This is a genomic window from Leptolyngbya sp. AS-A5, from assembly GCF_039962495.1.
Lineage (GTDB): Bacteria > Cyanobacteriota > Cyanobacteriia > Leptolyngbyales > Leptolyngbyaceae > Leptolyngbya.
In genome coordinates, this window is the sequence record NZ_JAMPLL010000005.1 from 199,415 (window position 1) to 224,197 (window position 24,783).

The window sequence follows — 24,783 nt, forward strand, 5'->3', positions numbered from 1 at the left end:
TCCTGAGCTTAAAACGTTAGCAAGCACCATTCAAACCACTCAAACCCGCGAAATTGATCGGATGAGAACCTGGTACAAGCAGTGGTACGGAACGGAGGTTCCTGCATGGCAGTCTGGTGTTCATAATTCTGGTATGAGACACCAAGGAATGATGAGGATGCGAAGCGATCTTGCAGCGCTACAATCTGCAAAAGACTTCGATCGAGCTTTTCTAGAAGAGATGATTCCGCATCATCAAATGGCAGTCATGATGGCACAAATGTTACTGTCAAATCCCCAGCATCCTGAACTTCGGGATTTAGCTACATCAGTGATTAAAACTCAAACAGATGAGATCAATCAGATGCAACAGTGGTATCAATCTTGGTATCCAACTTCGAGCCAGTAAGATATATTACTCGATTTGAGAGGACTGGCGCAGTGAAACCAGCGAGAGGACAATAGCCATGCTCCATAAGAGAACTGTGGCAATACTATAGGGGCGCAAGCTATTCGCAACCTTTGGAAAGATGGGAAAAACCCACGCCCAGCCGTTAACAGCAGTATGTAGGACGATCGCAATTACAACACTTCCGTCAGTCCGGTTGAATAGCCAAGTAAACAAAATCGATAGCGCGGTCGTATTGAGAAAAAATAGTACGATCGGTAATTGCTGCTGCACTGTTCCGGGCGTAAAGAACAAAGGCAAGTGCCATGTTGACCAAATGATGCCCAAGATGAGGCTTGCCCACAAAGCATTAAATCGTCTTTGCAAGCGAGGCAACAGATATCCTCGCCAACCGAATTCTTCACCCAGTGGGCCTCCAATTAGCAATACCAAGATAAAATTCAAGACCGCAAGTAACCAGCGACCCGAAACTGAGGAAGGTGGTAAGGTTCCTCCAAAAGCTAGGTGCAGTCCAACCACAATCCCCATAATTGCTGCGGGGAGCAAGAATGCAATGCCGTACCAAATCCAACTGACGCGCCAATGGCAGGACTGCGTTAAAAATGCACGAATTCTCGATGATCCCAAAGCAGATAACACGATCGCGGCTAGAGAAGGCCCAAAACTGGCTAAAATCCCTAAGACCGCTGCGGCAACCCCTGCAAAGGGTAAAACAAGATTCGCACAAAGATTCGCACAGAGCCAACAGAGCCAAGACCAGCCGAAAGCAATCAGACAATAGGTGAATAAATTTGCTGTGTAGGAACGTTGGTTTTCAGAGGGTTGCATCATTGCTTAATAGGGAAGTAGAGAAGCCTAATCAGAAGTCTAATCAAATGTAGGACTGCCGATCTGCCCTGCACTCATGGGGAATTTAGGAGACGACCCAGATACAGCATCGAAGCGAATCCTTCCCGTCGAACTCGCATTATCTTACCTTTTCTCCATTTGCCAACTCAGCAGCATCACCGGAATTAAACCAACTAGCACGATCGCCAGTGCTGATCCAGAAGCTTCTGCCAATCGTTCATCGGAGGCGAGGTTGTAGACGTGAACCGCTAATGTATCAAAGTTAAACGGTCGAATGATCAAGGTTGCAGAAAGCTCCTTCATGACATCGACAAACACTAAAATTGCAGCCGCCAGAACACCTTTCCACAATAGCGGGATATGAATGCGGAACAGTGTATTCGTTGCTCCAAATCCTAAACTCCGAGACGCATCATCTAGGCTCGGTTTAATGTTCGTCAAACTTGCTTCGATGCTATTAAAGGACAAGGCTAGGAATCTCACCAAATAAGCAAAGATGAGTGCAAAGATAGTTCCACTGAGTAATAATCCGGTTGAAATGTTGAAGGTCGATCGCATCCAGCTATCGATCGCATTATCGAACAATCCAAACGGCACTAAAACTCCAACCGCAATCACTGATCCTGGCACCGCATAGCCCATTGAAGCAACGTAAGCTGCAATCCGCATCGTGATCGATCGATTCAAGCGCAATCCATACGCCAGAATGATGCCGATGACGATTGCAACTCCTGCCGCTAACCCTGAGACAATTAAACTATTGCTAGCAAAGTCCCAAAATCGCTGATCAAAGGCTTGCTCCCAATTGTCCAAAGTCATTTTTAATAGAAATCCTCCAGGAACAAAGAAGCCTAGCAATAAGGGCACTAAACAGAACAGCAAAGCTGCGATCGCCCTCAAGCCTCGAAGCTGGTATTTCTGAATCGACTGTGATCCACTCGACTGATAGTATTTTCCCCGTCCGCGTGAGAGCTGTTCTAACAGAATCAGAGCAAAAATAAACATCAACAAAAACGCAGATAACTGAGTCGCAGCCAGTCTTTCACCCATGCCAAACCAAGTACGATAAATTCCAGTTGTAAAGGTACTCACCTCAAAAAACTGTACGGTTGCATAGTCATTCAGCGTTTCCATCAATGCAAGCGACAATCCCGCTACGATCGCGGGACGCGCTAACGGTAATGCTACTTTTCTAAAGCTTTGCCAAGGGCTACAACCGAGACTCCGACTTGCTTCGATCGTACAAACCGACTGTGAAAGAAATGCCGATCGCGCCAACAAATACACATACGGATATAGCACCAGAACGAGCATCAATGCAGCACCCCAGAGCGATCGCACATTCGGAAACCAATAATCCTGCATTGTTTTCCAACCGAACCACGATCGCAAACTCATCTGCACAATTCCGTAATAATCAAGCAGATCGGTATAGGTGTACGCCAAGATGTACGCTGGAGCAGCTAACGGGATCAACAACGCCCACGTTAAAATCCGACTTCCCGGAAAACGGCACATCGTCACCAGCCAAGCGGTTCCAGTTCCGATTACACCGACTCCGAGTGCAACCCAAACCATTAACAACAAGGAATTGATCACATAAGTTGACAACACCGTTTCGGCTAGATGTTGCCAAACCGATCGCGCATCTGCAAACAATCCACTTAAAACTGAAATAATTGGAAGTGCGATTAATAAAGCGATCACCATCACCAACATTGTCCAGCCACTCAGCCCCGTCTTTTTCTCCGATGAAATCTGCATACGTTTTGAACAAATTCTTCAAACTACTTTACTGTGGTTCCAAAATTGTTGATGATAAGTCTCAATAAGCTCGACATCATCAAAAATGCTTGAATCCATTCTCCTGCAACTTGACAACGTTTCAAAACGGTTTTCTGATACTCCTGTGGTTGATGCAGTATCTCTGAAACTGCGGCAGGGAGAGCTATTGAGCCTCTTGGGTGCTTCTGGCTGTGGGAAAACAACGTTATTGCGATTAATTGCCGGGTTTGAGCGTCCTCAATCCGGCAGTATCGAGCTTGCAGGGCAGGAAGTCGCAGGCGCAAAGCGATGGCTCCCCCCCGAACAGCGCGATATTGGGATGGTGTTTCAGGACTATGCGCTGTTTCCGCATCTGACCGTGGCAGAGAATGTGGGCTTTGGGTTAAAAAAATCTCGTCGAAAGAGATCGAGCTATCCTTCTAAGGAAGCCAAAAAGCTGATTGCCGACGCGATCGCTCAAGTTGGACTATCTGGCTTAGAAAAGCGCTATCCGCATGAGCTTTCTGGAGGACAGCAGCAGCGAGTCGCCCTTGCGAGAGCGTTAGCGCCTCAGCCCGCTCTAATTTTGCTCGATGAGCCTTTGAGCAATTTAGATGTGCAAGTGAGATCGCACCTTCGTCAAGAAATCCGCTCAATTATCAAAACAGTGGGAACAACTGCAATTTTTGTTACCCACGATCAAGAAGAAGCATTATCAATTTCCGATCGTGTTGCCGTGATGAACCAAGGGCGGATTGAGCAGTTAGCTACTCCTGAAGCGCTTTATAGTGAGCCTGCTACGCGATATGTTGCTGAGTTTGTCACGCAGGGGAATTTTTTACCTGCAACTTTTGATAGCAAAGGCTGGAAAACTGAGATCGGAACAATCGTTCTTAACCATCTAAGTGATCCGCTCTCAGATCAAGCAGATTTGATGATTCGGCAGGAAGATATTCGTTTAGAACCTGATGCGAACGGTGCGATCGTCGTGGTCGATCGACAGTTTTTAGGACGGGAGCATCGCTACTGCATTCAATTTAGTTCTGGAAACTGTTTGCAAGCGTTAAGCGCCATCAAACCTGCCCTAGAAATCGGAACGCGAGTGAGGATTCGAGCGAATTTATCCGCGATTCGAGCTTTCTTTACTGATTAAGTCATCGTCCTACTTAAGAATCTTGCTTAGATCAAAGTTTTTTTGCCATTTCTGTTGTTGTTCCGGTGTGAGGACTTGTGCAACTGCATCTTTGTAGTTACTCAAAGATTGTGAGAGCGTTTGATTCAATCGTCCTGCTTGTAAGTCTGCTTTGAGTTGATTGACTAACTGAGGATCATTTTTCAATTGTTGAACGATTTCGGTCTGCATCTGGCGATGTGCTTTCTCAAGTTGAGCGGCTTGATCAGCAGATAGCTTAATGCCTTTGAACTCATCCGAAAGCACGTTCGCTCGCTGAGTCACTTCTCCTGTAATGGCTTCGCGGAGCGCGCCAACCACACTCTGCTTCAGATGATCACGCTGTTCTATGGTCTTCTGCTGGATGAAGTCTCCGATCGTACTTTTTGAGTCTTGCACTTTAGTATCTGCTTCCTTAGAAAGCTGTTTGAGCAGTTGAGCCGCATTCGATTGCTCTAATTGACTGGTGATGTCTTGAGATCGACTTTGTGCTGGTGTCTTCTGAATAGGTTTTGCGATCGGCTCTATCTTTGTCGGTGGCGCTTCAAACAAAGCCATATGCTGCGGTGATTGTTTCAGAGCAAGCCCTACTCCCATCAACCCTGAAACCACTAACGATAGTGCAAGCAGTACCTTGCCTTTGTTCGGATTCATCACCTTTGTCCAAATCACTACTGTTAGAATTCACATCGATCGCCCGATTTTACACGCGATCGCCAAAGAAAAAGCAAACCTCATTGATATCGTCACCTCTATAATGATGTACAAGTTCACAAACTTAAGTCAATTGGAGATTCGGGCAATGTTGGGACTGAATTTAGAAGAACTTAGCGAAACGCTGTTGGGTTTCACAAATCTGTCTGATTTAGAACATTGGTTAGCGGAACACAGATAGTGCTGTATCAAATCTCTCATGCCACAACTTACACTTACAGCGACCCTGTAACTTTGCAACCGCATTTGATTCGATTGCGACCCCGATCGGATAGCTGGCAAACGCTTACAATGTTCTCGCTGCAAGTTACACCGATCCCGATCGCACAATCCGAACTCACCGATCTCGACGGCAACACATTCATCAAAGTCTGGTTTTCTCCTGAACTAACCACCTCGCTCAATGTTCAAGTTCTCTCGCAAACTCTGACCCAGCAATCAAACCCGTTTAACTACCTGCTGGAACCTTGGGCGATCGCGCTTCCGATCGACTATCCCACTTCACTATTGAAACAACTTCAACCTTATGTGGGTTCAACAGATAGTGTTGCACTTCAACTCGCTTACGAAATAGCAGAAGCTTCAGGAAACAGTGTGACTCAGTTTCTGAATGAACTAAATCAGAGGATTTATACAAGCTGTCAGTATAGGACTCGGGAAACAGGCAATCCTTATCCTGCTGGACTCACTTGGACGCAGAAACAGGGATCTTGTCGAGATTTAACCGTGTTATTCATGGAAGTCTGTCGATCGATTGGACTGGCAGCACGATTTGTGAGCGGCTATCAAGAAGGTGATCCCGAACATCCCGATCGACATCTTCACGCTTGGGCAGAAGTGTATCTTCCGGGTGCAGGGTGGCGCGGATATGATCCGACACACGGATTAGTGGTGAGTGATCGACACATCGCACTCGCAGCCAGTGCCCTTCCTGAGTATGCGGCTCCGATTGTCGGCAAAGTCACACGATCGGGAGGAGTACAAACAACAATGAACTATACCTTACAAATTCAGCGGCTCTGATCCACGGCTCAAATAATGCTCCCAATCAATGTTCGGCATCTGCTCAAATGCTTCGTTCAAACACCGTTCCCACTGTTTGCGAATTTGAGTCAAATAAGGCGCATCAATGTTCAAACAAAGCTGATGTCGAACTTTGAAACTATCTGCTTCGTACATCACTAAGTTAATTGGCGGGCCTACCGAGATGTTAGAGATCATCGTGGAATCGATCGACAACAGCGCACACTTCGCCGCAGCCTCGATCGGAGTGTGAAAGGACAACACGCGATCGAGAATCGGTTTGCCATATTTCGCTTCACCAATCTGCAAAAAGGGCTTTTCTTTAGAGGCTTGGATGAAATTGCCTTGGCTGTAAATCATAAACAGTTCAGGTGCAGTCCCGCGAATTTGACCACCGAGCAAAATGGTTGATTGATAATCAATGCCGTCTTTTTCTAGCCACGGACGATTCTCATCTTGCACTTGTCGCATGATTCCACCCACATAACGGGCAATCTCATACAAGCTCGGCAGCGTGTGTAGGTTAATGTCTGACTTGGCAGCGATCGCCTGCCGCATTAGAGCCAGAACTGACTGAGTGACAGAAAGATTTCCAGACGTGCAGAAGAACAATGCGCGATCGCCTTCGATCGAAAAATCAAACAGTTTCCGATAGGTCGAAATATAGTCCACTCCCGCATTAGTGCGCGAGTCTGCTGCCATGACTAAACCTGTTTGGGTCAGAATTCCAAGGCAATACGTCATAGAAAAAATCCTGTACATGAAGCAGTAGCAGCATCACTGTACAGGCATTTCACGGAATTAATCCGACTGTGCAGAAATCTTTTATTTGCCCATATTGCGCTTCATTTCGTTGAGTTCTTCTTGAGTCTCCCACTGCCGGAATTTTTGCTCTAGTGGATCAGTCGATTTCTCAGTTTCAGTAAAGCTTTGATTCCAGCCATCAACCGCCCAGCGTTGTTCTACTTGAGCCGCTTGAGCCGATTTCACCTGCCGCAATTCCGATTGCACTTCCTGACGGCGAATCTGAATTTTGCGCTGGAGTTCTTCGGTTTGCTGAATTCTTTCCTTGAGCACCTGCATTTGTCCCCATTTCTGGTTGCCCTCGCGCAGCAGAGAAGCTTCATGTGATTCAGCAGGTTCCGCTAAATCCTTTCGTCCTGCCGAGCGCGCCTTCTCAATCCGAACGTGCCAGCGCTGAATCTCTTGAGCCGTGGTTAAAATCTCAGATTCCACCTGCTTTTCTCGCAGGCGCAGATCTGCTAGCAGTCGGCGCGTTTCTTGTTCTTGCTGATACAGCTTTTCTTCTAATGCCTGAAGTTCAAGCTGCGGATTGTCCTTCAAAAATTCGTCAATCCGCGTTTCTAGAAAGCGTCCTAAATCGTCGAACAATCCCATAAGCAACTCCAAGAAAGGCTGAAGGATGAAGAACGCTCTTCATCCTTGCTCTTTATTCTAGAGTTTTTGACCCATGGAGATCGATCGAACCTCACCGTTACGCCGCACACTCACATAATTACTCGAAATATCCACCACGCTCCAACCACTCGACCCGACGCTTTCTCCGATGTAATAGCGCTGAGTCACGCCATTCATTTCAAACAGAATCGCAGATTGGCTCGGATCAGACGCGATCGCAATGCCGCGCAAGATCCGTTGCGGTTCGCTAGACACTGCCTGAGCAGGCTGGATCGCGATCGGAGCCGCAGACATGGCAGACCGAGGAGCCGGATTGATCGACAATCGCTCCAAGACCGAAGTTAAGCGCGTGAGCACTTGATTCAGCTCTTGCGGACTCTTACTCAGAGCGGTTGCAACGGGCATCGGCGAAGGGAGCGGAGGAACATTCACCACGACTGGCAGCTTATTTGATTCAGCATTCGATCGTGCGGTTCCAGGCATCGAAGTCGTCGGTAAGCTGCTATTTAAAGCGACTGGAATCGCGGTTGGAGTCTTAAGGTTGGCTTTGCGATCGATGTTTTCCAGTGACCGTTTCATGTATTGGGCAAACCGAGCGTTCGCATCGATCGACATCGCTTTCGGTACAGACGCGACTACCGCTGGTTCTCGCGTTGCCACGGCAAAAAGTCGCTGCATGGTTCCACGCTGAATCAGCCACGCAGAAGCCGCAGAAAGTGCCGACAGTCCAAAGACGATCGCAACGAACTTGGGAAAGCGGGAGTTACGCCTGATGGCTTTCTCGGCAATTTGATTGCCAGCTTTTGGCACAACGGCAGGAGAAGTCCATTGTGGGAGTTGTGGCTGGGCAACGAGCGGTGCCAGAGATGCCACAACGGGACGCGGAAGGTCGAGCGCGGGCTTGGGTCTTGCTTTGGACGATTCAGGAGGAGGGACGCTGCCCGATAAGAGGTCTTCCACATCCTCAAACAAGTCATCCATTAATCGATCGGCGTAGGTATCGACCTGGACAGGTGCTGGCATCAGCCCATGAGAATTCGTTGAAGGCTGTGCGGAAGTCGCCTGTGAGGATTGGTTTTGAGCGCCGCTGATGGTTTGAGGCATAGCTTTGGATTCAAAGGCTTGTCAAGTATAAGAATTGCTAGACATCCAACAGAAGGATCAAAATAAAGTGAACAAAAGTTAGCCTTGCATTACGCATGGGGCGATCGAGCCTCAAATCAAGATCTGAGAGTCCTACCGCTATGCGTGTTTGGGATTATACTCGACGATTTTTTGGACGGCGCAGTGCGGCGCAAGAAACCCCGGATTCTACGGAGATCGAGCGAAAGATGAGACAGTAACCAGCTAATTGTGAAGTCCGATCGCGGTTAAAAAGCTGTAGAGCACTACTCCTGCGGTAGATTCTCAAACACCTGCTCAACAATTCGCTTCGTTTTGTCTTCTAAAAGATTCCAATCCACTTCGCCTGTCGGATCAAACAGAGTCATATCGATTTCAACCGGAAAATCATCCCGCCATTCGCCGTTCTCCGATCGAAAGCAAATTCGATAGCATAACGCCCACAGATCAATATTGACTTGTCGATCGTCCTTCTCTAAACACAGTTCATACCCCGGATACGGCGAGGGCAAATGCACTAATGTTTCCTGAATTTCTGCAGCTTGTTCTGGGAGAGCAGTTTCGAGTTGCTGCTGAAGCTGAAGTACCGTCTGTTTGGTTTCGTCGGGGATGTCGTCTGCCCACACTTGGACATCGCGGTATTGCCCTCGCCAAGTTGAGGTATCGAGTTGTTTGCGTAAATTGTCAATCAGGCGAATGAAGGCAGGCTGCATCAAGAGTTCTGCCTGCTGCCAGGTTTCGATCGTTGCAAATCTCGGCTTCATAGGTTCAAAATATCAGCTTGAATAAGTGTAGAACGTCTGCCAGGAGCGAGAGTTAGATTGATGAAAATTGTATTTTTTGGAACCCCTCAGTTTGCTGTGCCGATGTTGGAAGCGCTGTTAAAAGTGGCAGAGTTCGAGGTCGTTGCTGTAGTTACACAACCAGATAAACGACGCGGGCGCGGCAATGAATTATCTCCAAGTCCGGTGAAATCCGTGGCGCAGACGCATCAGATTCCCGTTTGGCAACCCAAAAGCGTGAAGAAAGATGCCGAAACCCTGGAAAATTTGCGATCGCTCAACGCCGATGTTTTCGTTGTCGTCGCCTACGGGCAAATTTTGTCGCAGGAAATTCTCGATATGCCGAAATACGGCTGTGTGAATGTTCACGGGTCAATCTTGCCGAAATATCGGGGTGCGGCTCCAATTCAGTGGTGTCTGTATCACGGCGAAACGGAAACAGGAATTACGACAATGCTAATGGATGCGGGAATGGATACGGGCGCGATGCTGTTGAAAGCGACGACCCCGATCGCACCCTTCGATTCCGCGCAGGATTTAGCCATTCGATTGAGTACGATCGGCGCAGATTTACTTGTTGAAACCCTGCCGAAGCTGGTCAAAGGCAAGATCAATCCGATTCCGCAAGACAACGATCAAGCAACATACGCACCGTTAATCAAGAAACCCGATCACGAGTTGGATTGGTCGCGCAGCGCGATCGAGCTTCACAATCAAATTCGCGGATTTTATCCAAGCTGTACAACTTCATTCCGGGATTCTGCGCTGAAAGTGCTGCAAACGATTCCGCTTGAACCAGAATTTTTGGGCGAGTTTGAAGAGTTAAAGACGATTACATTTGAGCCACGCTCTCCCGGTGAAGTGGTGAGTGTTGTGAAAAACTGGGGGGCAGTGATTCAAACCGGAAATGGCGCATTGCTGCTGCGGCAAGTCCAACTAGCAGGTAAGCGACCTCAATCCGGCTGGGACTTTGCCAACGGAACCAGAATTGCGATCGGAGAACCGCTTAATCCTGCGGGCGGTAGTGACGACAGCCTGCACAGAGACCATCAGGATTAACCGCACAGCGCATAATCTCCGATCGCGCATTATATTCGCAAGTGGCATCACCCAGCACCCAGCGCCCTTCAACGAGCGATCGCTCGATCGGACGTTGTGCGGTTTGAACATACAGCGCCACTTTGTGTAAGCGATAGCGCCCTGACTTCAGTTCATAGCGGTGACGACGCTCCAGAACAGCGTAGGTCTGACCTTCCAAATCGAAATAGGCTCCAGGCTGTGGCGACCAGTCGAGTTGCACACTGCCCAGAGATTTACGAGGATGGTTCAGAATAACCTCTGTGGGAAGTAGTTGTTGCTCCATGAAAATGTGCTTTAGCAAACTCAGAGTTATTCGATGGTATCGCACTCGCGTCCCGACCCGGAGCGAGTTTAGCTTTTGAACAGGATTAGAGTTTGCTTATCTCGATCCGTACCAGGGGTTAATTTGCAAAACTCCACTCGGCTTAAACACCACCTTGAACGATGCTGCAGGTTCAGCAGGGGCATTCGGATCAATCTGTTTCCCTAACTGTGGGAGCGGCGTGTCTTTGGCGTACTGACCTGCTACTGAGTTGTCGGGTTCATACCCAGCGATCGTCCCGTCCGGTTTAATCCGAACTCGAAACACGAGATCTTGATTAAACGGAGGTCTGCCTTTCCAATTTTGATTGATCGTATCGTAGAGTTTGGGCTGCAAGTTATCGAGGGTCGATTCGTCGGTCAGTTCTGTCTGAGTCGTCGCGGGATTTGCAGCAACGGCGGGACTTGAAGCTGGATTCGGAACGATCGTCGTATTGGTCGTCGGACTTGCCGCAGGACTCGGAGGCGTGGCGGAAGTGGGCGACGCGATCGGCGTGACTTCAAAGTTTCCTTGCGGCTTGAAGACCACGCGATATTGCGCCAGAGGCTCTGATGATGGAGGACTGCCACCTGCAGGTAAATACAGCAAATCGAGCAGCGGCGTACGTCGGGCATTATCTAATGCTGCAGGGCTTTCGGCTTTAAACCCAACGACATCTCCGGTGCGAGCCACGCCAACGCGATAAGCTAACTCCTCGGTTACAGCCGATTGCGTTTTCCATCTGTCCCGAATTTGAGCCGACAAGCGATCGCTCAGCGATCTTAATTCCTGAGAATCGGTGATCGGAGGAGCCGCATTCAGCGCAGTTTCAAGTTGTGCTAGATCCGGAGAAGCTGTTGGGCTCGGAGCTGTCACAGCGCTAGGAGATGCCGTTGGGCTAGGAGATGCCGCAGCAGTCGGAGAAGCAACGGGGCTAGGGATCGGGCTTGCGCCCGGACTTTGGGGATTTGCAACGACACCCGGACAATCGGATGCCCCAGGAGTTAAGCATTCTGGCGTTTTCACCCGCATCGTGGGCAACGAGAAGAACGCGATTGCCGCCAATGCCAGCCCCGATACGCCGATCGAGGCGGGAACGACTTGTTTAGCGAGCGGTTCACCCGATCGCGCATACCGCTTCGGAACGGGCGAAAGATTCAGCGACCAATACGGCAACGTTTGAGTATCGGCGACGAATTGATCGATCGCCTCAACCAAATCAAACAACTGCACGGTCGTTAAATCGACCGCTCGTTCTTCACTGTTGGGATTGTTCGGATCTTTTTCGACAATCAAGCGATGATGAGCACGATCGATCCGCTCCAAGCGAATAAATGAGGGACGATCGCTATAAGTATGCCGGGGTAAATGAACACCGCTCAAAAATTCTTGAGCGTACAAACTCACAGCAGTCACCAGACTTTCAAAAAATTCGCGCCCGCCGACAAGTGGCTTGTCTTGTCCGGGTAAATGACATTCTGCATTAATCAGCAGCGACATCACCGGGCGAATTTCCGGTTGTGCAAATCCGGTTGTATCCGACAAGCCTTCTAAAATTAATGTGCAATTTGGCAAACTGTACTGGCGTTGCAGCGTCATCGCGTTCGTCATTGCACTTCTCCGTCAAACAAACTAATCCACAATCGTTGGACTCCAGAAGTCCCCGTACAGAATAAAAGCTGCTCTAACAAATCCAGCGCCAGTTCGTTTAGCTTCTCATCGGAACTGTAAGCCATTACGCCTGCGCGTCGAGGATTCATGCGGCTGCGGTAGTGAGCGCGAAATCTCTCTAAATATTCTGATAAGCGAAAATGATGATCGATCGATAAATTCTTTTCGCTGAGTTGCTGATACGCCAGCAATAATTGCCGAATTAGCACCGTTAAGCGGCGGGCTAAGTAGCACGTCACCACCACTAATGCTTTCGCTTCCACTAGCGTCAAGGGTCGGCGTTGGGCGTAGCGGCGGAATGGGTTCGTCGATCGCATCCGCCACAGAGTAACCCGATTTTTCAGCACTCCGCGCAGTTCAAACTCCGAGGCAACCGCCAAAATTGCTTCTGATCCTGCTAAATCCAGCGCTTCGATCGCCAACAGCAGCAAATCGATCTGCATCCGGGTGCGACGCGGACATACACCCTCGGCAACAGGCGGATCGGGCAGACTATCGAGAATAATCGGCGTGGGGGGCGGTAGCGGAGCAGGTGGGCTATTCAACTGCATTACATTCACGGAGGCACTCATTCCTTATTAATTTATTCGTAATGGGGGTTTGATTGAAGCAACCTGACTGAAGGTGGAAATCCTCTAAATTTGATCGCTTCCGACTGATATACAGTTCCTTTCACTCACTACGAATTGCGTATCCCAAATTACGAAGTTCCAGCATTTTACCGAAATCTCACGACAAATCTGTGGATGATCTGCTGAGCCAAGCAAATTGTGAAGCCGAAGTTAAATTCGTGCCTCCGTAGACTTGCGGGAAGTTGCAATTCTAGAGACGCTCTGCCCAAACAGTTTTACAGTTTAGCGGACATTTTGGATGCTGATTCATTCTGCCAAATTTGATCGGGAGTTGGAGGGGGGAGGGGGAGTAGGGGAAGAGGGGTGGTGCGTTTTCTTCACTCTCTCCAACTCCCTCTGAATTTCTCGGCACGATCGCGCTCCCGAAAATGGGAGAATAAGAAATGTTGTCTGCCCGATAGCGCGTCGTTTGTGCGTGGTTTGACAGAGTAAGACGTTTTGTGGAGAAGTGGTTTGATGCTCAAACGAATCATTGCGGTGATGCTCGTTGTTCTGGCGCTAGGGCTACAAGGTTGTGTGTCTGGCGTGGGTGGACTGAAAAGCTTTATTGATAGTACCGATGGCTATCGATTTTTATATCCAAATGGCTGGCTACCTGTGAAAGTGACAAACGGGCCAGATGTGGTGTTTCATGACATCATCGTGCAAACCGAAAATATCAGTATGGTGATTAATCCGGTTCCGGGTAAGAAAAAGCTAGCGGAATTGGGAACACCAAGCGAGGTGGGGTATCAGTTGGGTAAAAGCGCGATCGCGCCCCCCGATTCCGGTCGCACAGCGGAGCTAATCAGTGCCGAGTCGCGCGAGATTGCCGATCGAACCTATTACCTGCTGGAATATCTAGTCACCTTGCCAAATCAGGAGAAGCGGCATAACTTAGCCAACGCGATCGTCTATCGCAGCAAGTTGTACACGCTGAATGCTTCGACCTCAGAGGAGCGCTGGGAGAAGATGGCTCCGATTCTCACGAAGTCTGTGAAGTCGTTTATGGTGGATTAGATCGATGGTGGTTCCCTTCGTGTTAGCTTCGGCATCTCCGGCTCGTCGTCGGCTCTTGGCGATGGCAGGAATTTCTGTGATGGTGTACCCAAGTGACTTTGACGAGTCACAGATTCAGATTACTGATCCGGCTAAATTGGTGCAGGTTCTTGCCGAAGGGAAAGCCCGATCGACGATGCAGTCGCTCTTTTCCAGGCAGTCTGAACTGCCGTCTGGATTTTTTTCAACCACACCCGGACTCATTCTCGGCTGTGATTCGATTTTGGCGATCGATGGCGAGATTCACGGCAAGCCCAAAGATCCAGACGAAGCGATCGCTCGATGGAAAAAGATGCGCGGCAATGTGGGTGGGCTGTTTACAGGTCATGCGTTTTTGCAGCCTTACACAACCGTTCAGGGCGCGTTGATGCCTTATCCGCCCTTGGTACGAACCCAGATGACGCGGGTGTATTTTGCTGACATTAGCGATCGGCAAATCGAGGCTTATGTCGAGACGAAAGAGCCGCTCAGTTGTGCAGGGTGTTTTGCGCTAGAGGGTCGCGGTGGGCTGTTTGTAGAAAAAATCGAGGGCTGTCATACCAACGTCATCGGCTTAAGTCTGCCTTTATTGTGTCAAATGCTGTCAGCGCTTGGATATGATGTCACCGATTTTTGGCAGGATAAAACCGATAACCGATTTTTAGTGTGAAGATTTTATTGGATACAAAATAGCGCTTCTAAACTGGAACAAGTTGTGCGTTTGCATGATGGTGTAGTGCGACATGAGCTTTGGCGCGGATTCTTCACAGCAGCGGATCGATTTGAGTCAGTCCGATCGGTTATTACGCGATCGGTATTTGATCGATCGGATGCTGGGTCGAGGTGGCTTTGGTGTAACGTACCTGGCGCGGGATACCCGCTTGCCGGGACATCCTCACTGTGTGATCAAGCAGCTTTGCCCCAAAGTCCGCGACCCCGCCGCTCTGAAAAAAGCCCGTCAGCGATTTGAACAAGAGGCGAAAACGCTAGCGCGGTTGGGGAGCCATTCACAAATTCCACAACTGCTGGATTATTTCGAGATCGAGGGCATCTTTTATCTCGCTCAAGAATTCATTCGGGGACGGACGCTCGCTCAAGATGTGCAGAAATTCGGTGTATGGACAGAAGCAGCCGTCAAACAGTTTCTGAAAGAGTTTCTGCCGTTGTTGCAGTACGTTCACGCTCAGCGGGTGATTCACCGAGATATCAAGCCCTCAAATATCGTGCGCTGTCGAGAAGATGGACGTTGGGCGCTGATCGATTTTGGAGCGGTAAAAGAGCGCATCTCATTATCTGAGCCGACTTCTCGATCGCTTGTCACCCGATTTGTAGGGACGATCGGATTTGCACCGCCCGAACAAGTTGCCATGCGTCCGGTATATTCGAGTGATATTTATGCGCTCGGAATTACCTGCTTGTATCTGTTGGGGGGACGGGTTCCCACCGAACAAGACTACGATGCTTATACGGGGGAATTGCAGTGGCGAAAACTGGTGAGAGTCAGCGATTATTTTGGGCGTATTCTCGACAAAATGCTGCAAGCCTCGACGTGCGATCGCTTCAAGTCCGCCGATGAGGTATTTCGGGCGCTAGAACTCGAAGCGCATTTAGATAGTTTGCGCCCTTGTTTAAGCCATCATCCGCTCTCTCAGACTGAACCTACCGCAGCAAATCACGAATTCGTCTCGCCAATGATGAGAACAGCGATGGCAATTCGAGCTTGGCAAGTGCGGCTTGCCGCGAGACAAGCGAAAGAAAATCAGTCACAGTAAAGCGTTTCGCGGGTGTCGCGTCCGGTTGTCGGATTCGTTCCCTTTGCCACAGAGCACAGAATCTTTTGGGCATCGGGTCTGAGCAGAACATCGGTAAAGTCGGCTCCATCGATGATCGCGCCCTCAAATTTTGCATTTGCGGCAAATGCGCCTTCTAAATTGGCATTGGTCAAGTTGGCGCGGGTTAATCGGGCTGAATCCAGCACACAGTCGCGCAAATCTGCCCCTTCTAAGTTCGCTCGGTCTAGGTTCGTCGCAAAAAACCTCACGCCTTTCAAGTTCGTATGGCTCAAATTACCGTCGCGCAAATTCGCTTTGGTAAACTCCGAATCGGTTAAATCCTGCCCTGAAAAATCAGCCCCGATTAGGATTTCTTTGGTGTAGTCCAGCGCAAAAACGGGTGCAGCGAAGAGCATCCAAGACGCGAATAGAGCCACGACCGCGCAAACGAAACTTTTTAAGCAATTAGAACGCATTGGCAAAATTAGGGAATGTTTTAAGCAGAACACTTTAAAAATCCTACCTGTGGATCAGCCGAATTCGACATCTAATCTCGGAACCTCCGGCGAAAACTTCGTTGCGGACTGGCTTCAGTCACAGGGAGCGCTAATCTTGGCGCGCCAATGGACTTGTCGATCGGGTGAACTCGATCTGGTGGTCAAAACCAGCGATGCGATCGCGGAGCGCGGTGCGAGCATCGTTGCCTTTGTCGAAGTCAAAACCCGCAGTCGAGGCAATTGGGACAGCGATGGGGTTCTATCAATCACGCCAGCCAAGCAAACAAAACTCCTCACCACAGCAAAGTTCTTTTTGCTCACGCATCCACACCTGTCAGAATTCCCTTGTCGCTTTGATGTTGCCCTCGTCCGATATCAAGCTCAGACACGAAAAAGGGGAAATCAGCCTTCTGCAGCGACTTCCCCCCACCTCACCAAAAATCAATTCTCAATACAAAACTATATCCGCGATGCGTTTAGTTAAACCATTTAGTTAAGCCAGCGTTTCGGGGCAATATCCCAACCCTTGAACAAACTGCTTGCGGAACTCTTCGATTTCCTCGCGTTCGGGGCTACCATGCGAAACCACTGCCACTTGATAGCGCTGCATCACATCGATCGGGGATTGTCCTGTTTCGAGTCCCCACAATACCATTTGAATGCGAATGTTTGGACAATAAGGAATGCCTAACTCATTTAGAAACGCTCTAAAATCGCCTTCGGTCTGGGCATCGATCGCCTGAGATAGCTTAACCCTGACAACCCAACCATCGATTTGGTGAATGACAGTCAAGAAGCTGAGCGGGAGTTGCTTCGAGTGATGCAAGTGTTCCACAATTCTCAGGGTTAGACTGGCATTCGCGAGGTAGTAGAGGTACTCCATAGAATTGACACCTAGCAAATGCGGCTTACATTTCTATTGTGCGGTAGCACCCACGATTGCAATAGGGGAGAAGCCCCCGATATCGCCTGGGGAATCTCACCCATTTTGTAAATTATTGAGTGATCCGGATCAAAATTATCCGAAAATACTAACCACTCACCTGTAACGATCGCCCCTAATTATGACCGTGGAAGCTGACCAACTCCTTTCGGCTTATGACTATCATTTACCTGAAGAGCGTATTGCTCAGAATCCCGCCACTCCAAGGGATAGTGCGCGGTTGCTCGTGATTGAAAGTCAAACTCAGCACTGTCATCGGATTTTTCGGGAGCTAGATGAGATTCTGCGTCCTGGGGATTTGCTGGTGTTGAATAACACGCAGGTCATTCCGGCGCGACTGCACGGGCACAAAACGACGGGGACTGAAGTGGAGATTCTGCTGCTCGAAGAACATCAGCAAAATCAGTGGTTAGCATTGGTCAAACCCGGAAGGCGTTTGAAGCCTGGAAATCAAATTGTGTTTAAGCCGCAGACGGAGACCGAGGTTGAGTTGACGGCATCGATTTTAGCGAGTGATCCAGAGACACGCGGGCGGATCCTGCAATTTCAGGCTTCAGACGGTCGATCGCTGCTTGAAGTGATTGACCAGTTCGGCGAAGTGCCTCTACCCCCATATATCCACGAAACTGAAGCAGAACCCAATCGGTATCAAACTGTGTACGCCGATCGCAGGGGAGCGGTTGCCGCACCGACCGCAGGACTCCACTTCACGCCCGAGCTTCTAGAACGTTTAGAGCAAAAGGGCATCGAAAAGACTTTTATTACGCTGCACGTTGGGGTAGGGACGTTTCGTCCGGTCGAAGTTGAAGATATCACGCAACATCAGATGCACGGAGAATGGATCGAGGTTTCTCCGAAAGCGGTGGAGAAGATTCGAGAAACGCAAGCGAGAGGGGGACGAGTGTTTGCGGTGGGGACAACTGTAGTGCGATCGCTCGAAGGGGCATCGCAGTCGGGTCAGATTAAACCTTACTGCGGCAAGACAAATTTATTTATCTATCCGGGCTATGAGTGGCGCACCGTTAACGGTTTGATTACAAATTTTCACTTACCAAAGTCCAGTTTATTGATGTTAGTCAGCGCCTTGATTGGACGTGAGCGGTTGTTAAAGCTGTACCAGGATGCGATCGAGAACAAATATCGGTTCTATTCTTTTGGTGATGCGATGCTAATTCTGCCGGAAGCGCGATTACATTAGGTTCATCGGATCAACATCGATCGTTAAACTCACCGTCGAGGGACAGTGCGATCGCAGTTCCATCACATCAGGAATGCGATCGTCAGTCAGCTTGAGTAAGATTTGCCATCGGTAGCGCTGAGCGATTCTGACAATGGTTGCGGGTGCAGGACCTAAAACTTGATAATCTTCGTTGGATTTAAGTAAGAGGTCAGCGATCGTTTCTGCGGTGGACTGAACAGTGCTGGCATTGAGACCGCTAAATCGCAGCAACACTAAGCGTCCGTAAGGGGGATAGTTGAGCAGCGATCGTTGTTCGAGTTCGCTGGCGACAAAAGGTTCATACTGCTGGCGTTTGACCGCTTGGATCACCGGATTTTCGGGAGCATAGGTTTGTAGAATCACTCGTCCCGGTTCAGTGCCTCGTCCGGCGCGTCCTGCCACTTGTACCAACGTTTGAAAGGCTCTTTCACTCGCTCGAAAGTCTGCCAAGTTGAGTAAGCCATCGGCTGAGATGATTCCGACTAGGGTGACTTGAGGGAGATCAATCCCCTTGGTAAGCATTTGTGTTCCCACTAATAAATCTGCGTCACCGTGAGCAAATTGGCTTAACAATGCTCGATGCGCTCCTTTAGCACGAGTCGTATCACTGTCGAATCGAATTGTTGTTAAGTCAGGAAATAGCTTAGCGAGTTCTTGAACGACTCGTTGAGTGCCGCTGCCAAAGTTTTTGAAATACGATGAACCACAAGCGGGACAGCGCTCTGGTTGACTCTGAGTGTGATTACAGTAGTGGCATCTTAAAAGCGGTTGAGCATTTTCGTGAACATGATGATAGGAGAGCGAAACATCACAGTTCGGACAGTCCATCACATAGCCACAACTGCGACAAGACACAAAGGTACTGTGTCCGCGACGATGAATGAATAACAGTCCTTTTTGATTGTTTTCTTTGAGTTTCTTCAGTTTAGATTGCAACGATCGACTCAAAATCGAGCTATTGCGATCGTGCAGTTCCCGCCGCATATCAATCACATCAATCTGCGGTAAAGGTCGATCTAAGATACGCTTCGGTAACGATACATAGAGGGAAGATTGCGCCGTTAACCAAGACTCTAGCGAAGGCGTTGCAGATCCGAGAATTAATGGACAATCTTCTAGTTCAGCACGCCATTGCGCCACCGATCGCGCATGATAACAAGGAGCAGGCTGATCCTGCTTAAAGCTTGAATCATGCTCCTCATCTAGCACAATTAATCCTAGATTGGGGAGCGGCGCGAAAATTGCCGATCGTGTCCCGATCGCAACTTGTGGCGAACCTGTGAGCATCTGTCTCCAAGTATCAAAGCGTTCGCCATCAGAGAGCGCACTGTGATACACACAGACTTGATCACCAAATCTCGCCCGAAAGCGATCGGTTAACTGTGGCGTTAATCCAATCTCAGGCACTAACACTAAGGCAGATTGACCGCGCTCTAGAATTGGGGCGATCGCTTGCAAGTAAACTTCAGTCTTTCCTGATCCGGTCACACCATGCAGCAAGATCTGTTCAAATCCCGTTACCGCTTGAATTCGCTCTAGTGCTTGAGCTTGATCCGGGGTGAGTGATTTAGCAGCATCATGATTAACTTGTGGACTGTGTTCACTCCGCAGAACTTCCCGACCTTGAAGAATCACACAGCCTTGCTCTTGCAGCCGCTTCACCGTCGCAGAAGTCGTGCGGCAATGCTGCAGCAAGTCAGTCAACCACATCTCACCTCCGTTGCGCTTCAGAACTTCTAAAATCTCGCGCTGACGTTCTCGCAACTCTGCCTGCATCGAAACCAGGATCACAGCTTGTCGCAGTTGCGGTCGAATCGTTGCAGGCGGCTCTAGATAGCTTTCGACATAATTGAGCTTCAGTAAGTCCTGAAGTCCCCGATACGCCCCTTTGACCTGTCGCTGAATGAATTGCCAGGAATAGCCTTTAGTTTTACTCGCTTTTAGCAGCTTGAGAATTTGTTGCGCGGCAGGATTGAGAAAGACTTCATTCGTTTCGGGATTAATCAATCGAATGCGTCTTTGCGATCGCGCTAACAATCCCGGCGGTAAAGCCACTCGCACCACCTGCATCAGCGAAGTCTGATAATAACGTGCCACGCGATCGAGCAATGCCCAATACGATGCTGGGAAAAAGCCTGCACTCACAATCGAATCAATCGATCGAATCTGCTCTAACTTCGGCAGATCATTCAGTACCCGAACTGCAATTCCCCCTACTTGCTGTGCCCCAAACGGAACACTGAGAATGTCCCCAGGCTGCACCCGCAATCCAGACGGCACAGAATAGGTGAACACTCCCTGCGCCCCCGGACAATCCACTAATACCTCAACCCACATTGGCGCAGTCAAATACTCTGCCCTCGATTCCGCCACAGATTGCAACTCAGACATATCAGCAAATGAAGAGAAAAACTTAAGAAGTCCTGTAAGGAAGAAAAACTACGGTATGAAATTACCAAGAAATCGAAAGTAATGCAGTGCGGATGAACTATTGATTAATTTTAACGTGAGACTGAGTGTACCGGATCGATCGCCCCAATGGCTGAGGACTTGTCTAAAGATAGATTGAAACCCCTGGCTTTGGCTTTTCCAACCATTGGTAGAGATGAAAATCGGAACGGGTATGAGAGTCTGTTATAGCAACCGGACGGTTCGAGATCTTGTCTTATGGGCAAAATTTCTAACTCGATTCAAGTGCAATTCGCTACTCCAGCGAATCGGAAACGTGCCGAAGCTGAAAACGCATCTCCAGGATTCCTCCCGATTCAGAGACGGCGGTTCCGAGCAGACTTTCTATCCTGCTCATAAACTAAACGTTTCCAAAAAGTTTCTCACCAGACTTACAAATTCGTCATAGGTTCAGGAGGAGTTCTAAGGCTACATGATTCAAATTTAATTAGAAAACATTCAAGATAAAACGACTCAATACTGGCTTAAATCTTCAGCCTAAATTGATCACTTAACTGGTAACTCTCTCATTAACTTGATCGCGTAAAACTACCTCAATATCACATCACTATGAACGAACAAAGCAACAGTTCTCACACAGAAGCCCTCTCTAGTGATTTGGACTTTGCAATGGACGTTGCTGAGTTAGATTCAGTGGACTCTTTGCAATTAGAAGCCGATTTCGCAGACAGCACTCCGATCGAAATTGAACCTGATTTACTCGAACTGACTTCGGTTGCCGCTGATTTAGAAGACTCAACCGATTCCGGTGAATCTGAAATTGATCAGATGGCATCGGCTCGATCGTCTGGATATAACAAAACCGTTGCGGATGATGCGGTTGGCGCATTCTTTAAAGAAATGGCGCGTTACCCGCTCCTTAAAGCCGATGAAGAAGTCGAATTAGCTCGGCGAGTACAGTATCTTGTAGAAGTGGATGAGGTACAACGTAAGCTTTATAGCGAATTAGGTCATATGCCCACCAAAGCCGAGTTGGCAGAACGTATGGGCTTGACCGAAAGGCAATTAGAACACCGATTACACCGTAGTCGTGTGGCAAAGCGGAAGATGATTCGATCGAATCTCCGCTTAGTCGTCTCGATTGCGAAACGATATCTCAATCGCGGTGTTCCATTCTTAGATTTAATTCAAGAAGGGGCTTTAGGATTAAATCGGGCAACCGAAAAGTTTGATCCCGACAAAGGCTATAAGTTTTCAACCTATGCGTACTGGTGGATTCGGCAGGGGATCACGCGAACGATCGCGAATGATGCTCGTACAATTCGCTTACCCATTCATATTGTTGAGAAGCTCAACAAACTGAAAAAAGCGCATCGCGAACTCAAGCGCGAACTGGGACGCAATCCAACTGAAGCAGAAATGGCTCAATCGCTCGAATTAACCGTAGAGCAATTACAGCATCTTCAACAGGTTCGCCGTCAATCGCTTTCGTTAAATCACCGAGTCGGTAAAGGTGAAGATACAGAACTGATGGATTTGCTCGAAGATGGAGATACACAATCGCCAGAGTCCCAAATGAGTGAAACTATGTTGCGCCAAGAGATTTGGGATGTGTTGGGCAATGTTCTGACCGAGCGTGAGAAAGACATTATCTCATTGCGCTATGGTCTGACCACCAGCAAGCCTTGTACGCTTGAAGAAGTGGGCGGAATGTTCAACCTATCGCGAGAACGGGTGCGCCAAATTCAAAGTAAAGCGATGCGGAAATTGAGAAGACCTCAAATTGCAGAGCGGTTAAAGGGCTGGTTAGGCTAGTCAATCCCGGAAATATGAGTTATGAGTTTTGAGTTGCTGCAACTTGAAACTCATAATTTTATGTTTGAAATTCGTCCTGCGACTCCTGCTGATGCGCCTGAGATTTTCGCCTTGATTCAGGCACTCGCGGAATATGAAAAATTGTCCCATCAAGTTACGGGATCGATCGATCATCTCCACAATCACCTTTTTGGCGAAAAGCCTTACGTAGAGGCACTTGTCGCCACTGTTGAAAATAAAGCGATCGGCTTTGCACTATTTCTACACAACTATTCAACTTTTTTGACAAAGCCGGGAATATACCTAGAAGACCTCTTTGTTCTACCCGACTATCGAGGATGGGGGATCGGTAAAGCACTGCTAACAGAATTGGCTGGGATCGCAGTAGCTCGCGGCTGTGGGCGTTTAGAGTGGAGCGTCTTGGACTGGAACGAAAGCGCGATCGGATTTTACAAACGCATGGGGGCAACGGTGCTTCCAGACTGGCGAATCTGTCGAGTGACGGGAGAAGCACTAACGCACATGGCAACAAGCTCCTCGTAAATATGGCAAAATTCTCTGTAGGGTCTTGGAGGACACAATTATGGCAATTTGGGTAAACGAACAAGTTGATCCATCGGGGCTGATGTACGCGTGTATCGCCTGCTGCAACGAATCTCAAGCGCAAGAATGCCACGAATCCTTTGAAGCAAATCTCACCGACAAACAAAAAGCAGAAGGTTGGGTTGCCCGGATGCGTCTCGTTAAATCTTGGGACGAAGTTCCGGTTAATTCGCTCAAGCTTGACTAAGAGATCCGGTTTTTGATTGCTCATGCTTTAGGCTAGAAGCATCATCGTGAGTCAGAAGGTCTATGTACGTTTTAATTGGAGGCGCGGGTCTGATCGGTCTAAATCTGGCTCAGCGTCTCATTGCTCTGGGGCATACGGTTGCAGTGATTGATGTGAATCCTGCGGCTTGTCGGTATGCGCGGGAACAGTTAGGGGTGATGGCATTCGAGGGCAGTGCGGTAAGTACCGAAGTGCTGATCGAAGCTGGAATTCGTAAGGCAGATGCGATCGCGGCGGTGCTGCGGGATGATGCTTTGAATTTAGCAATGGTGACGCTGGCAAAGCATTATGGTGTGCCGATGATTATGGTCAGAATGCGGCACAAGGATTTTGCTGAGCCGTATCGATTTGCCGGGGCAACTCATGTGATCAATGCGATCGAGCTTGCGGTTTCGACAATGGTGAATTTGATCGAGTACCCGGAAGTGGAATCGATGATGCACTTTGAGCAGGGTCAGATTGAAGTGTTTAAGCTGTCGATTTCGCCGAATTGCAACGTAGTCGGTCGCAGTGTGGCAGAGGTGGCGCAAGATCCTCGATTTCCGCGTGGCTCTTTGATTATTGGCTATCAACCTCACTCCCAGATGGATCTGGAGATTCCCAACGGCAGCACGATTTTAGCACCAGATTCTACGGTCCTGATGGTGACCAAACCGGGATTTATGCACGAAGTGATTGATTTTATTCAGAAGTGCAGTTAGGTGCGAGTCCACTTTGCGTGTTCGCACCAAAGCCATTAAATCAAGTTTGAGGATTGCTGCCAGCGTCCGGTAAAGACAAAATCCTGAATCGGTTTACGCGATCGTGGAGCCGATAGCCTTTGCTGCAATCGCTCCGATAACTGATGAGGATCACCGAGATACCCTAGCGCGATCGCATCAACAGGTTCATACCCTTGAGGAATGCCATACAATTCTTTTGCCTTGGCAACATCAAAGCCCGCCATTTGGTGAACATGAAGACCTAACGCGGTCGCTTGAGCGGCTAGATTTGCTTCTGCTGCTCCCACATCATGAAAGGCATGACGATTTTCATTGCCATTCTTTTCAAAATTGAGCTTAGCCACTGAAATCATCAGTATCGGAGCGCTCTTTGCCCATTCCTGATTTCCTTCTGCTAAACAGCCAAGCAATCGCTCGAATTCCGCTGGGTTGTCTTTCGCTGCAACAATAAAACTCCAGGGTTGCTCATTGAAGGAAGAGGCTGCCCATCGCGCCGCTTCGAGAACACTAGCAAGCTTTTCCGGTTCAACAGGACAATCGGCAAAAGCAAGCGGACTCCAACGATTTTGGAGAATGGATTCGATCGGGTACTCGGTAGGGACAACCTTATCGACTAATGGATCAGAACTAACTGCCATAGCAAT

The 24,783-nt window shown here is 48.8% G+C and carries 27 protein-coding genes and 1 pseudogene; 14 read left to right on the forward strand and 14 right to left on the reverse strand.

Translation table 11 applies throughout. From position 1 onward, the window contains the following. Position 1: 1 nt before the first annotated feature. Positions 2-388, forward strand: a pseudogene (locus NC980_RS09210) (DUF305 domain-containing protein); the annotation flags it as partial. Between the two features lie 6 nt (positions 389-394). Here NC980_RS09210 and NC980_RS09215 read toward each other — a convergent pair. Beyond that, complete coding sequence (locus NC980_RS09215; protein WP_190375555.1) at positions 395-1,219, reverse strand: type II CAAX endopeptidase family protein; 825 nt, start codon at positions 1,217-1,219, stop codon at positions 395-397. Between the two features lie 141 nt (positions 1,220-1,360). Continuing rightward, positions 1,361-3,001 (reverse strand): iron ABC transporter permease, encoded by a 1,641-nt coding sequence (locus tag NC980_RS09220; RefSeq protein WP_190375556.1) that lies wholly within the window; start codon positions 2,999-3,001, stop codon positions 1,361-1,363. A gap of 85 nt (positions 3,002-3,086) precedes the next feature. Here NC980_RS09220 and NC980_RS09225 point away from each other — a divergent pair, with 85 nt between their 5' ends. Then, positions 3,087-4,154 carry an ABC transporter ATP-binding protein gene (locus NC980_RS09225; protein ID WP_190375557.1) on the forward strand — a complete coding sequence of 356 codons (1,068 nt, stop codon included), beginning with the start codon at positions 3,087-3,089 and terminating at the stop codon, positions 4,152-4,154. Between the two features lie 9 nt (positions 4,155-4,163). Here NC980_RS09225 and NC980_RS09230 read toward each other — a convergent pair whose 3' ends face one another. Beyond that, positions 4,164-4,826 carry a hypothetical protein gene (locus NC980_RS09230; RefSeq protein WP_190375558.1) on the reverse strand — a complete coding sequence of 221 codons (663 nt, stop codon included), beginning with the start codon at positions 4,824-4,826 and terminating at the stop codon, positions 4,164-4,166. Here NC980_RS09230 and NC980_RS09235 point away from each other — a divergent pair. Both NC980_RS09235 and NC980_RS09240 read left to right on the forward strand, forming a co-directional pair. Next, positions 4,813-5,067, forward strand: a complete 255-nt coding sequence (locus NC980_RS09235; RefSeq protein ID WP_242026544.1) for a DUF4351 domain-containing protein — start codon at positions 4,813-4,815, stop codon at positions 5,065-5,067. The two genes, NC980_RS09230 and NC980_RS09235, sit on opposite strands and share 14 nt — an antisense overlap. Continuing rightward, positions 5,067-5,909: a transglutaminase family protein gene (locus NC980_RS09240; RefSeq protein WP_190375559.1), complete on the forward strand. Its 843-nt coding sequence runs from the start codon at positions 5,067-5,069 to the stop codon at positions 5,907-5,909. The genes NC980_RS09235 and NC980_RS09240 overlap by 1 nt, the downstream gene beginning before the upstream one ends. Here NC980_RS09240 and NC980_RS09245 read toward each other — a convergent pair. The 4 genes from NC980_RS09245 to NC980_RS09260 all read right to left on the reverse strand — a co-directional run bounded on the left by NC980_RS09245 (position 5,889) and on the right by NC980_RS09260 (position 9,214). Then, a complete protein-coding gene (locus NC980_RS09245) occupies positions 5,889-6,653 on the reverse strand; it encodes a proteasome-type protease (RefSeq protein ID WP_190375560.1) in 765 nt (254 codons plus the stop codon). The genes NC980_RS09240 and NC980_RS09245 overlap by 21 nt on opposite strands. 81 nt (positions 6,654-6,734) lie before the next feature. Beyond that, on the reverse strand, positions 6,735-7,307 hold the full coding sequence (locus NC980_RS09250) for a TIGR04376 family protein (protein WP_190375561.1): 573 nt from the start codon (positions 7,305-7,307) through the stop codon (positions 6,735-6,737). A 57-nt stretch (positions 7,308-7,364) separates the two neighbouring features. Next, positions 7,365-8,432, reverse strand: a complete 1,068-nt coding sequence (locus NC980_RS09255) for a hypothetical protein (RefSeq protein ID WP_190375562.1) — start codon at positions 8,430-8,432, stop codon at positions 7,365-7,367. Between the two features lie 284 nt (positions 8,433-8,716). Then, the gene (locus NC980_RS09260) at positions 8,717-9,214 is read right to left on the reverse strand and encodes a hypothetical protein (RefSeq protein ID WP_190375563.1); all 498 of its coding nucleotides are present in this window, start codon (positions 9,212-9,214) and stop codon (positions 8,717-8,719) included. A 60-nt stretch (positions 9,215-9,274) separates the two neighbouring features. Between NC980_RS09260 and fmt the strand changes: the two genes are divergently transcribed. Then, complete coding sequence (gene fmt, locus NC980_RS09265; protein ID WP_190375564.1) at positions 9,275-10,291, forward strand: methionyl-tRNA formyltransferase; 1,017 nt, start codon at positions 9,275-9,277, stop codon at positions 10,289-10,291. Here the strand turns inward: fmt and NC980_RS09270 are convergent. From NC980_RS09270 to NC980_RS09280, 3 genes are all read right to left on the reverse strand, one after another. Beyond that, positions 10,239-10,595 (reverse strand): DUF6464 family protein, encoded by a 357-nt coding sequence (locus tag NC980_RS09270; RefSeq protein ID WP_190375565.1) that lies wholly within the window; start codon positions 10,593-10,595, stop codon positions 10,239-10,241. The genes fmt and NC980_RS09270 overlap by 53 nt on opposite strands. 96 nt (positions 10,596-10,691) lie before the next feature. After that, entirely contained in the window at positions 10,692-12,224 is a 1,533-nt protein-coding gene (locus tag NC980_RS09275) for a DUF4335 domain-containing protein (RefSeq protein ID WP_190375566.1), read from the reverse strand. Beyond that, positions 12,221-12,856 (reverse strand): DUF3038 domain-containing protein, encoded by a 636-nt coding sequence (locus tag NC980_RS09280; RefSeq protein ID WP_190375567.1) that lies wholly within the window; start codon positions 12,854-12,856, stop codon positions 12,221-12,223. The genes NC980_RS09275 and NC980_RS09280 overlap by 4 nt, the downstream gene beginning before the upstream one ends. A gap of 516 nt (positions 12,857-13,372) precedes the next feature. On the opposite strand from NC980_RS09280, the gene psbP reads away from it, so the two are divergent. The 3 genes from psbP (at position 13,373) to NC980_RS09295 (ending at position 15,705) form a co-directional block, all read left to right on the forward strand. Beyond that, the gene (gene psbP, locus NC980_RS09285) at positions 13,373-13,915 is read left to right on the forward strand and encodes a photosystem II reaction center PsbP (RefSeq protein WP_190375568.1); all 543 of its coding nucleotides are present in this window, start codon (positions 13,373-13,375) and stop codon (positions 13,913-13,915) included. 4 nt (positions 13,916-13,919) lie between these two features. Further along, positions 13,920-14,603, forward strand: coding sequence for a nucleoside triphosphate pyrophosphatase (locus NC980_RS09290; RefSeq protein ID WP_190375569.1), 684 nt, complete (start codon positions 13,920-13,922; stop codon positions 14,601-14,603). Between the two features lie 73 nt (positions 14,604-14,676). Further along, positions 14,677-15,705, forward strand: a complete 1,029-nt coding sequence (locus NC980_RS09295; protein ID WP_190375570.1) for a serine/threonine-protein kinase — start codon at positions 14,677-14,679, stop codon at positions 15,703-15,705. Here the strand turns inward: NC980_RS09295 and NC980_RS09300 are convergent. After that, positions 15,693-16,121: a pentapeptide repeat-containing protein gene (locus NC980_RS09300; protein WP_347272567.1), complete on the reverse strand. Its 429-nt coding sequence runs from the start codon at positions 16,119-16,121 to the stop codon at positions 15,693-15,695. The two genes, NC980_RS09295 and NC980_RS09300, sit on opposite strands and share 13 nt — an antisense overlap. 109 nt (positions 16,122-16,230) lie before the next feature. On the opposite strand from NC980_RS09300, the gene NC980_RS09305 reads away from it, so the two are divergent. Further along, positions 16,231-16,686 (forward strand): YraN family protein, encoded by a 456-nt coding sequence (locus tag NC980_RS09305; protein WP_190375572.1) that lies wholly within the window; start codon positions 16,231-16,233, stop codon positions 16,684-16,686. Between the two features lie 9 nt (positions 16,687-16,695). Here the strand turns inward: NC980_RS09305 and NC980_RS09310 are convergent, their stop codons facing one another. After that, the gene (locus NC980_RS09310; protein WP_190375573.1) at positions 16,696-17,085 is read right to left on the reverse strand and encodes a hypothetical protein; all 390 of its coding nucleotides are present in this window, start codon (positions 17,083-17,085) and stop codon (positions 16,696-16,698) included. A gap of 181 nt (positions 17,086-17,266) precedes the next feature. Here NC980_RS09310 and queA point away from each other — a divergent pair, with 181 nt between their 5' ends. Then, the gene (gene queA, locus NC980_RS09315) at positions 17,267-18,343 is read left to right on the forward strand and encodes a tRNA preQ1(34) S-adenosylmethionine ribosyltransferase-isomerase QueA (protein ID WP_190375574.1); all 1,077 of its coding nucleotides are present in this window, start codon (positions 17,267-17,269) and stop codon (positions 18,341-18,343) included. Here queA and priA read toward each other — a convergent pair. Next, positions 18,335-20,755 carry a primosomal protein N' gene (gene priA, locus NC980_RS09320; RefSeq protein ID WP_190375575.1) on the reverse strand — a complete coding sequence of 807 codons (2,421 nt, stop codon included), beginning with the start codon at positions 20,753-20,755 and terminating at the stop codon, positions 18,335-18,337. The two genes, queA and priA, sit on opposite strands and share 9 nt — an antisense overlap. 687 nt (positions 20,756-21,442) lie before the next feature. Here priA and NC980_RS09325 point away from each other — a divergent pair. The 4 genes from NC980_RS09325 (at position 21,443) to NC980_RS09340 (ending at position 24,118) form a co-directional block, all read left to right on the forward strand. Further along, positions 21,443-22,588 carry an RNA polymerase sigma factor, RpoD/SigA family gene (locus tag NC980_RS09325; RefSeq protein WP_190375637.1) on the forward strand — a complete coding sequence of 382 codons (1,146 nt, stop codon included), beginning with the start codon at positions 21,443-21,445 and terminating at the stop codon, positions 22,586-22,588. 21 nt (positions 22,589-22,609) lie between these two features. Further along, positions 22,610-23,131 carry a GNAT family N-acetyltransferase gene (locus tag NC980_RS09330; protein WP_242026545.1) on the forward strand — a complete coding sequence of 174 codons (522 nt, stop codon included), beginning with the start codon at positions 22,610-22,612 and terminating at the stop codon, positions 23,129-23,131. A gap of 40 nt (positions 23,132-23,171) precedes the next feature. Further along, positions 23,172-23,378: a glycogen debranching protein gene (locus NC980_RS09335; protein WP_190375576.1), complete on the forward strand. Its 207-nt coding sequence runs from the start codon at positions 23,172-23,174 to the stop codon at positions 23,376-23,378. A gap of 62 nt (positions 23,379-23,440) precedes the next feature. Next, positions 23,441-24,118: a TrkA family potassium uptake protein gene (locus NC980_RS09340; protein WP_190375577.1), complete on the forward strand. Its 678-nt coding sequence runs from the start codon at positions 23,441-23,443 to the stop codon at positions 24,116-24,118. Positions 24,119-24,153: 35 nt separating this feature from the next. Here NC980_RS09340 and NC980_RS09345 read toward each other — a convergent pair whose 3' ends face one another. Then, entirely contained in the window at positions 24,154-24,777 is a 624-nt protein-coding gene (locus tag NC980_RS09345; protein WP_190375578.1) for a nitroreductase family protein, read from the reverse strand. Positions 24,778-24,783: the final 6 nt, after the last annotated feature.